Genomic DNA, 8,763 nt, shown 5'->3' with positions numbered 1-8,763 from the left:
CCGGTCGAAGGGCCGAGCGGAGAGCTCGTGGTCCATCCCGCGCACCGCCGGCAGGGCCTCGGCCGCCTGCTCGCCGAGGCCGCCCTGAAACAGAGCGGCGGCCGGCTGCGGCTGTGGGCGCACGGAGACCGGCCGGAGGCCGAGCGGCTGGCCACCTCCCTCGGCTTCACCCGGGTGCGCTCGCTCTGGCAGATGCGCCGCTCGCTGTTCGCGCCGCTGCCCGCCGCCGAGCTGCCCCCGGGCGTGCGGCTGCGCACGTTCGAGCCGGGGCAGGACGAGCAGGCGTGGCTGACGGTCAACGCCCGCGCGTTCGCCCGGCACCCCGAGCAGGGCGGGTGGACCATCGACGACCTGCGGCGCCGCGAGCAGGAGCCGTGGTTCGACCCGGCCGGCTTCTTCCTCGCCGTCCGCGACGCCCCTGCCGATGCCGCCACCGGGGCTCCCGCCCCGCGTCCGTCCGGGAACGGGAACGGCGCGGCGCCGGTGACGGCCGGCGGGTCGCGCCTCGTGGGGTTCCACTGGACGAAGGTGCACGGCGACGGCGACAACGGCGAGCACGGCCACAACGCGATCGGCGAGGTGTACGTCGTCGGGGTGGACCCCTCCGAGCAGGGCGGCGGCCTCGGCCGGACGCTCACCCTGGCCGGCCTGACCCACCTGCGCTCCCGCGGCCTCCCCCAGGTCATGCTCTACGTGGACGAGGAGAACACCTCGGCCATCCGCCTGTACGAGTCGCTCGGCTTCACCCAGTGGGACGTCGACGTCATGTACCGCCACACCTGAGCCCCACTCCGGCTCCCCGGAGGCCGCCTCGTTCCGGCCTCCGGGCGCGGCCTCCTACTCCACCACCCAGTGCAGGGCGAAGTAGGTCAGCGCCGCCACGAACGCCGAGGCCGGGATCGTCAGGACCCACGCCGTGACGATGTTGCCCGCGATGCCCCACCGCACCGCCGACAGGCGCTTGGTCGCCCCGACGCCCATGATGGCGCTGGTGATGGTGTGCGTGGTGGAGATCGGCGCCTTGGCGGCGATGGCCATCGTGTAGAGGACCAGGGAGGCCGCGGACTCGGCCGCGAAGCCCTGCGCGGGGCTGAGGTGGATGATGCGGCGGCCGAGCGTCCGCATGATGCGCCAGCCGCCGGAGTAGGTGCCGAGCGAGATCGCGGCGGCGGCGGCGAGGATGACCCATTGCGGGATCGGGTCGTCGATCGCCAGGAAACCGCCGGTGTAGAGCGCCAGGAAGATGACGCCCATCGTCTTCTGCGCGTCCTGCAGGCCGTGCCCGAGCGCCATGGCGGCGGCCGAGACGGTCTGCGCGTACCGGAAGCCCTTGCTCGTCCGGTGCGGGTTCGCCCTGCGGAAGATCCACAAGATCGCGATCATGATGACCGCGCCCAGCAGGAATCCGATGAACGGGGAGAGGATCATCGGGATGACGACCTTCGCCACCACTCCGTCCCAGTGGACGACGCTGGACGCCGCGAGCGCCGCCCCCACGAGCCCCCCGATGAGCCCGTGACTGCTGGAGGACGGCAGGCCGAAGTACCAGGTGATGAGGTTCCAGGTGATCGCGCCGACCAGGCCGGCGCCGACGATGACCAGACCGTGCGTGCCGCTCGGCGGCTCGATGATGCCGGTGCCGACGGTCCTCGCCACTTCGGTGCTGATGTGCGCGCCCACGAAGTTCATGGCGGCGGCCATGAACAGGGCGGCACGGGGGGTGAGAGCGCGGGTCGAGACGGAGGTCGCGATCGCGTTCGCGGCGTCATGGAACCCGTTGGTGTAGTCGAACACCAGCGCGATGACGATGACGCCGATGACGAGTGCGAGCTCCACTTAGCTTTCCTTGACCGCGATCGACTCGATCGTGTTCGCCACGTGCTCGAAGGCGTCGGCGGCCTGCTCGAGCTGGTCGATGACCTCCTTCATCTTCATCACGGTGAGCGCGTCGTACTCACCGCCGAAGAGCTTGGCGAGCAGGCGGCGGTACACCTGGTCCGCCTGGTTCTCCAGGCGGTTGATCTCGATCCAGTACTCGTTGAGGTTGTTCATCGACCGCAGGCGAGGCATGGCCTCGGCGGTCAGCTCGGCCGCCCGTTCCAGCACCTCGACCTGCCGGACGACCTCCTTGGGCAGGTGGTCGATCTGGTAGAGGCCGATCAGGTCGGCGGCGGCCTCCATGTAGTCCATCACGTCGTCGAGATTCGAGGCGAGACGGTAAATGTCCTCGCGGTCGAACGGCGTGATGAAGCTCTCGTTGAGTCGATTCATGATCGCGTGAGTACGCTCGTCGCCCGCGTGCTCGCAGGCACGCATCTTCTCGGCCAGGGCTTCCCGGTCCGAGCCGTCACTGATGATCTCCACCAGCAGACGGGATGCGGTGACGAGATTGTTCGCCGAGTCGGCGAACAAGTCGTAGTAGCTGTCCTCACGTGGTGTGAGACGCAGGCGCACGTCGTTCTCCAGATGTGCGGGGACTGTCCGCAGAGAAGAGTAAGGGGTACCGGCTGAAATGCGAAGTTCGTGACACGCACTCCCTGTTGTAACCTCCCGTTCTCTCTGCCGTTGCCCCTCGTTCGCTTGTTCACACGGGCTGATCGCAACTTGTCCCCCGCACCTTCCCGGCCCGGCCACACGATGTCCCCCATCAGCCACGGATCCCCTCGCCCTCGGGCTGATACCGCCGCGCACGCGAAAGATCCACACCGACCCACCAACAAGATCTTTCTCAAACCCGAACCGTGCCCGGAAGCCGCGGGCCACCGCCGCGCATCCCCCGAATCGGACACGACCCCACGCCGGAGAAGGTTCACCCCCTCCACGCCGCAGCCAGGCCGACGCCCGGCTCACGCCGCCCCTGACCCGCCGGCGGCCACCCCGCCCCGGCACCTTATTGAATACCGCACCGGCGCGAGCACCTGGGACCCCTTGTCCCCTGCTTGTCCCCTGCTTGTCCCCGGCGCCGGAGCTCACCCCGTCCGCATGCGGCCTCCGACGCCGCACACGGACGACGCGCCCCTTGACGTCACCGCCTGGCCCGCTTCCCCGGAGCCGTCACCGGTCTTCCACCCCCGGCGGCTCCCTCACACCCTCGTGCGATGGAAGTTCAGAAACGACCGGCTCGGCGTCGGCCCGCGCTGCCCCTGATACCGCGACCCGTACTTCTCACTGCCGTACGGATACTCGGCAGACGAGCTGAGCCGGAACATGCACACCTGCCCGATCTTCATCCCCGGCCACAGCTTGATCGGAAGGGTGGCCACGTTCGACAGCTCGAGCGTGACGTGCCCCTCGAACCCCGGATCGATGAACCCCGCCGTGGAATGCGTCAGCAGCCCGAGGCGCCCCAGGCTCGACTTCCCCTCCAGCCTGCTGGCGATGTCGTCCGGCAGTCCGATCACCTCATAGGTGGACGCCAGCACGAACTCCCCAGGGTGCAGGATGAACGGCTCGTCCCCGTCCGGCTCCACCAACCGCGTCAGCTCCGCCTGCTCGATCGCCGGATCGATATGGGGATAGCGGTGGTTCTCGAACACCCGGAAGTACCGGTCCAGCCGCACGTCGATGCTCGACGGCTGGATCATCTCCGCGTCGAACGGGTCGATCTTGACCCGGCCCGACTCTATCTCCAAGCGGATGTCACGATCGGATAGCAGCACCTCAGCAACCTACCAACCTCGTGCGCTCCCTGCCGGTCCCCGCCTCATCCGAACTCACTCCCTGTACAGGGAGGTGGCACACCGGAAGTTCCGCTAGAGTAGGGGCGTCGTCAGTCAGCAACTGATCGACGCGGGTGTAGTTCAATGGCAGAACATCAGCTTCCCAAGCTGACAGCGCGGGTTCGATTCCCGTCACCCGCTCCCAAGCGTCAAAGCCCAGGTAGGACGGAATCCCCGGACCCTGGGCCTTGGCTATTTTCACGGCCTTTTCGATCTTTCGTGTCCGTTAGCGTGCCCGATCCCGATGGATCTTCTTTCCTGAGAGCCGCTGCGGCGAGTTTCCCATGGCGCCGGCGATCATCTGATTCCGCCCGTTCTCGTTGTGCGGATAGATCAGCGCGGCCCACGTGGTCGAGTGCCCCATCCGGTTCATCGGCTCCCGCAGCGTCGCACCCGACGGCGAGGCGAACGTGTTGCTCGTCTGGCGAAGGTCGTGGAAGTGGACGCCAGAGAGGTTCGCCCCCTTCGGTGCCCTGACCCAGATCCGGCTGGATACCGGCCCTTGTTCTTCGACCTTTCCGATCTCGGGGTTCGGTCATGCTGAGAGACACCGGCCGGACCCTCGCTGATGCCGGGACCGGCACGGCCCGCCGGTTCGTGCGGGTCGGTCGGCCTCTCGGCGTAGGCTCACGGGCGCAGCGTCGAGCGATGGCGAACCCGAGAGGAAGACACCGGACGTGCATGACTACGACGACCCGACCTGGGGGCCACTTCCCGTCCGCCCGGCGGCACTGCGCTGGCTGCTGCTTCTCCCCCTGACCCTGGTGTTCCTGCCGCCGTGGTGGATGGTGTGGGTCGTCCTCGCGATCGGCTTCTACTGCATGGCGCCGGTGGCCCAGCTGATCGTCTACATGGTGCCGCGTGCCGAGAACGGCGCGATACGGATGCTGGACGCCACATTGGGCCAGATACCGTTCGTCCCGCTCTGGTGTGTGACCCCCGTGGCGCTGGCGCGGGAGGGCGACACGGCGTACTACCAAGCGCGCGTGGACCGGCGCATCGAGAAGCAGACCAGACGCGTGGAGACCTCCCGGTACCGTCGCGAGTACCACCGCGACCTGGAACTCGGCGCACACTACTTCCGGGGCGCCGGCGCCGGTTACGCCCTGCGCGTCGCCTCGGAACAGGGCTGGAACCTCCACCCGGTGCTGCGCTCGCACCCCCGGCGCCGGCTCCGGCTGCGTCACAACGGCCGGCCACGGCCGGACCTCAGGGCAGGATGACCTGCCCGCCTTCACCGATCGACTCTTCGAGCTGGTGAAGTATCGGTTCGGTATCTCCGCCGAGACGGTGACCGTCGACCGCCGGCGCGGCCACGACATCGTCAGGGCGGCCGGCCTGGAGCATGTCGCGGCGGGCCGCGTCCCGCCGCGACCTCAGCTGCGCGCGCGGATCAGCATGACCAACCCGGCGATGAACGACCCGAGCAGGACCGGCGACAGGACCGCGAGGCCGCCCCACACGACGAGGCCGAGATAGCCGAGCGCGGACGAATTGTGCGTCGGGTCGGCATCAGCGGCCGCGAACAGTCCCAGGCCGAGGATGACACCGACCACCGTGATCGCGATCGGCGTCCACAGGAGCACGTGGGCCCACACACGGAACCTCCGACTGTAGACCCGCCGGGCCGGCCGCACGTTCGGCTGTGGGGGATAGCCAGCGAGTTCGCTCATGCCGCATTTGTACCAGCCCGCGTGGGTCCGCACCGCAGGGTCGGCCGTGGCGTGTAGACGTTCGGCGTGTGGCGATCCACGATTCCCGGGCCGGCCCTTCGCCGAGATCCTGCTCACGCGGCCTCCGTGCCTTCCGCCGCCGCATCACGGGCGCGCCGCCTGCCCGTCAGTCCTTCCTGCTGTCCCAGGGGTCGCCGATCCAGCCGTCGAAAGAGGGGATCAGGGCCACGAGGGCGGCTCCGAGCCGCCAGTCCAGCTCCGGTGCGTACAGATGCAGGGTGTCTCCGGACGACTTGAACTCAAGCGGAACCTGCCCGCCGGAGCGCCACTTGATGCGGCGTGGGCCGCGCGGGAAATCGCCGCCGCCGCCGCCGAACAGGGTGGCCACGAGGATGAGCGGCAGCAGGGGCGAGCAGAGCCACCACACGCACCACCAGAACAGCCGGCCCTTGTATCCCACCGCGTCGGGGCTGCCGGCGCGGCTCACCGTCCAGCGTGTGCGCAGTCCCTGGCTGAACGCCTTGTCGCGCGTGAACATACCGAGCGGTTCGCCGTGCGGGCCGAGCACCTTGAACTGTGCCCGCCTGCTGCCCGCGGAGACGGTGACCAGGGTGGCGACCCGCGTCTGGCGATGCTCGTCCGCCCACAGGACGAAGGAGCGGGCTCCGCTCTTCCGGGCCGCGAGGTAGGCGGATATGCCGTCGGGCAGCACCTCGCGTTCCACATAAGCGACCGGCCGCGAAGTTCCCGGTCCGTCGGAGAAGCTGATCCGGCAGTCGAGCTGCCCGCCAGGGGTGGTCCTCAGTCGCCGCAGCGCTCGCAAGCTCAGACTGCCAGTCACCTGAGGGGGCTCCTTCGCGCGTGTTCATATCGAATGATCAGCCCGAAAGTACACGTGCGCGGCCCCCATTGTTCCCTTGATGAGGGTGATCGTTCGTCCAGTGGGGCGCCCCACCTTAACCCCTGGCCCTGTCCCGCTTCCCTTTCGATCGGGGTCGACGGCAGACGGGATGATCAGACGGGCGAGGTGCGCGCGGTGCGCCCAAGACCAGTCCTCTCGCTTGATCGCCGGGCCATCCACGGGCCATGAGCCAGGGTGACGAGGGGTCGATCACGGCCACTCACGACCGGCCTCACCCCCAGGTCGGCAGACCCAGGTGCCGTGATCGATGTACTTCCCAAGCTCCGCCCGGCCGTGCGTGCTTCGCAGGCGCCGGTCCGGACCGGCGGCGGGAACGCAGGCCGCCCGCCCATTACCGCGCCCGCCCTGCCATTCCGCATCAACCGACTAGGAACGCGCCGCCGCTTGTCCACCATCACTTGCCGAGCTTCACTTGCCGCATGGAGTTCCGACCGCATGAGCACGGAACCGGTCCCGGGACGTTGACCCCCGATGGATGCGCCGTCGAGCTCTACGCCCGCTTGCCTGCTCGTGGAGAACCCGAACTCATCCACGATGCCATCCCTGAAGCCGCGACCATCCTCGAACTCGGCTCGGGGGCAGGACGCATCACCCAACCCTTGCTGGCCTTGGGGCATGAGGTAGTCGCAGTGGACGAGTCAGCAGCGATGCTGGCTCACGTACGCGGCGCAGAAACCATCTGCTCCCCCATCGAAACCCTTTCCCTGGGCAGACAGTTCGACGTAGTTCTTCTGGCCTCTCACCTGATCGAAACCCCGCAGGACGATCTTAGGCGCGCCCTCCTGACCACTTGCCGTACGCACGTAGCCATGGACGGCCAGGTGATCATAGAGCGCAAGCCTTCGGAATGGTACGACTCCGCAGCTTCCGCCCAGAGCACGCTGGGCGAGGTCAAGATGTGCATGCGAGACGTCCGCCGACCGGAGCGAGACCTGCTCGCCGCCACCATTGAGTACACCCTCGGTGATCGTGTCTGGACCCAATCCTTCGTCTCTCGTCGAATCGACGATGACTTCCTGACCGAAGAACTGGCCGCTGCCAAGCTAAGACTTGCGGGCTTCCTCACCCCGGATCGTGCATGGATTCGCGCCCTCCCTGTCCCCCCTCTGCTGTGATCATGAAGGCGTTGAATTCACTGGTCCCGTTCTCCTCGCCGGCCGAATGTCTCGGTTGAGGCCACTGCGCCCGCTCGGCGGCCGGGCACGCGGCCTGGAGGCCGGTCCCGGTCGCCGGTGGCTTTGAGCCGCGGACCATCGAGAAATATCGCCATGTGCAGCGAGCGCAGTTGCGACAATCGCGGCATGAGCGACATGGTCCTTGACATGGCAGACCTCCGCCGACTGTGCACTCTGCTCCTGGACGCCATGGAGCAGCGACATGGACCCCGAATCGACCTCGACGTCGACTACTACTGGGACATCTCACCTCAAGCCGCCTTCGACATGTCCAGCGATCCAGCCCAATATGTGGGATGCGGGCAGGTCAGTGATGACCTAGCCGAATTGCGCAATGCACTCGATCGCTCGCAGAACGACGAACTGATCCTCTGGCATGGCCTGACACATCTGTCCGGGTTGATACGAGCCCTCGCCACGATCGATCTCGCCAATCCATGTTGATCTGAACGCCTCCAGAAGAATGCCTCTACCGGCCCGCAAGGCACTCAAGGCTCAGGGACTGGATCTGCCCCAGTAAGGCATCTACTACGGTCGACTATGTTCGATACCACCCTCACGATCGCCTGGCGTCAGCCGATCTCCGTCCGTGGTCGGGGGCGATCGACGATCCGGGGTTCGTTCCTCAACTCCGGCCCACCGCACTGCTTGGAATTGACCGGCTGGCGTGGTCGGGCACCAGAGTGACGCGTGCCCGCTATAGCCGACGCCTATGGCACCCGCCTACCCGCGATCACGTTCGCCCGTCGGGCCCTGATCGGTAGGGGCACCGACTATGCCATCGGGGGCCTGGGTCGTGTGCATGATGATGGGGTGCTGATCTGTATTGAAGCATCTGAGCTGCCGGGCCGGGAGTGTGGACGGGCGCCGGGGTTTCCCGGCTACTCCAATGTTCATGTCGGTGTGCAGCGGCGGGAGCGCCCCGGTGAACTGCTCGGCATGACGGCCGCAGACGTCTCCTCGGCTGTGTGGGAGCTGGAGGTGACCGCGACCCGCACGGAGTCCGGTTGGGATCTGCGCGGCCCGTTCGTGCAGGGCCGGCCGGGCGGCCGGTTCGTCTACCTGTCGTGGGGGACGGTCGACCAGGCCGGAGCATTCGCGACGTTCCGGCGGGCGAAGCTGTGGCTGGAGGCGATTCCCGCGGACGTGCTGGAGCGGGCCGTGGCCGGTGGCGCCCTGGTGGCGCGGCTGGGGCTGACGGACGCCAAGGGTCAGCCGTTGTGCGCGTCGGTTCGCCCGCCGCTGGTGGAGTGGTCGACCCCCGCGGGCTGACG

Annotated in this window: 10 protein-coding genes and 1 tRNA gene; 6 read left to right on the top strand and 5 right to left on the bottom strand. The window is 67.8% G+C overall.

Features of this window, described 5'->3' with window-relative positions; genetic code table 11:
- Positions 1 to 783, top strand: a 783-nt coding sequence (gene mshD / locus IEY93_RS20305) for a mycothiol synthase (protein WP_229691302.1), incomplete at its 5' end; no start/stop codon positions are given.
- A 54-nt stretch (positions 784 to 837) separates the two neighbouring features.
- On the opposite strand, the gene IEY93_RS20300 is transcribed toward mshD, so the two are convergent.
- The 3 genes from IEY93_RS20300 to dcd form a co-directional block, all read right to left on the bottom strand.
- Positions 838 to 1,836 carry an inorganic phosphate transporter gene (locus IEY93_RS20300; RefSeq protein WP_189164674.1) on the bottom strand — a complete coding sequence of 333 codons (999 nt, stop codon included), beginning with the start codon at positions 1,834 to 1,836 and terminating at the stop codon, positions 838 to 840.
- Positions 1,837 to 2,454: a DUF47 domain-containing protein gene (locus tag IEY93_RS20295; RefSeq protein WP_189164673.1), complete on the bottom strand. Its 618-nt coding sequence runs from the start codon at positions 2,452 to 2,454 to the stop codon at positions 1,837 to 1,839.
- A gap of 629 nt (positions 2,455 to 3,083) precedes the next feature.
- Positions 3,084 to 3,659 (bottom strand): dCTP deaminase, encoded by a 576-nt coding sequence (gene dcd / locus IEY93_RS20290; RefSeq protein WP_189164672.1) that lies wholly within the window; start codon positions 3,657 to 3,659, stop codon positions 3,084 to 3,086.
- A 130-nt stretch (positions 3,660 to 3,789) separates the two neighbouring features.
- On the opposite strand from dcd, the gene IEY93_RS20285 reads away from it, so the two are divergent.
- Both IEY93_RS20285 and IEY93_RS20280 read left to right on the top strand, forming a co-directional pair.
- Positions 3,790 to 3,860 (top strand) — tRNA-Gly (locus IEY93_RS20285).
- Between the two features lie 536 nt (positions 3,861 to 4,396).
- Positions 4,397 to 4,942, top strand: a complete 546-nt coding sequence (locus tag IEY93_RS20280; RefSeq protein ID WP_189164671.1) for a hypothetical protein — start codon at positions 4,397 to 4,399, stop codon at positions 4,940 to 4,942.
- Positions 4,943 to 5,095: 153 nt separating this feature from the next.
- On the opposite strand, the gene IEY93_RS20275 is transcribed toward IEY93_RS20280, so the two are convergent.
- Both IEY93_RS20275 and IEY93_RS20270 read right to left on the bottom strand, forming a co-directional pair.
- Positions 5,096 to 5,392 (bottom strand): hypothetical protein, encoded by a 297-nt coding sequence (locus IEY93_RS20275; protein ID WP_189164670.1) that lies wholly within the window; start codon positions 5,390 to 5,392, stop codon positions 5,096 to 5,098.
- 166 nt (positions 5,393 to 5,558) lie between these two features.
- A complete protein-coding gene (locus IEY93_RS20270; protein ID WP_189164669.1) occupies positions 5,559 to 6,233 on the bottom strand; it encodes a hypothetical protein in 675 nt (224 codons plus the stop codon).
- A gap of 500 nt (positions 6,234 to 6,733) precedes the next feature.
- Here IEY93_RS20270 and IEY93_RS20265 point away from each other — a divergent pair, with 500 nt between their 5' ends.
- The 3 genes from IEY93_RS20265 (at position 6,734) to IEY93_RS20255 (ending at position 8,761) form a co-directional block, all read left to right on the top strand.
- Positions 6,734 to 7,429: a class I SAM-dependent methyltransferase gene (locus IEY93_RS20265; RefSeq protein WP_189164668.1), complete on the top strand. Its 696-nt coding sequence runs from the start codon at positions 6,734 to 6,736 to the stop codon at positions 7,427 to 7,429.
- Positions 7,430 to 7,615: 186 nt separating this feature from the next.
- Positions 7,616 to 7,933 (top strand): hypothetical protein, encoded by a 318-nt coding sequence (locus IEY93_RS20260; protein WP_189164667.1) that lies wholly within the window; start codon positions 7,616 to 7,618, stop codon positions 7,931 to 7,933.
- Positions 7,934 to 8,179: 246 nt separating this feature from the next.
- Positions 8,180 to 8,761 (top strand): DUF5990 family protein, encoded by a 582-nt coding sequence (locus IEY93_RS20255; protein WP_307837600.1) that lies wholly within the window; start codon positions 8,180 to 8,182, stop codon positions 8,759 to 8,761.
- Positions 8,762 to 8,763 lie beyond the last annotated feature (2 nt).

Origin of the sequence: Sphaerisporangium melleum (assembly GCF_014646695.1) — a bacterium.
GTDB lineage: Bacteria > Actinomycetota > Actinomycetes > Streptosporangiales > Streptosporangiaceae > Sphaerisporangium > Sphaerisporangium melleum.
The sequence above is the reverse complement of the archived record's forward strand: the minus strand, read 5'-3'. Positions and strand labels throughout refer to the sequence as shown.

What these genes read in the sequence shown, in the direction of transcription:
- IEY93_RS20265 (WP_189164668.1), top strand. Translation starts at nt 6,734, where the DNA reads ATGGAGTTCCGACCGCATGAGCACGGAACCGGTCCCGGGACGTTGACC.
- IEY93_RS20260 (WP_189164667.1), top strand. Translation starts at nt 7,616, where the DNA reads ATGAGCGACATGGTCCTTGACATGGCAGACCTCCGCCGACTGTGCACT.
- IEY93_RS20275 (WP_189164670.1), bottom strand. Translation starts at nt 5,392, where the DNA reads ATGAGCGAACTCGCTGGCTATCCCCCACAGCCGAACGTGCGGCCGGCC.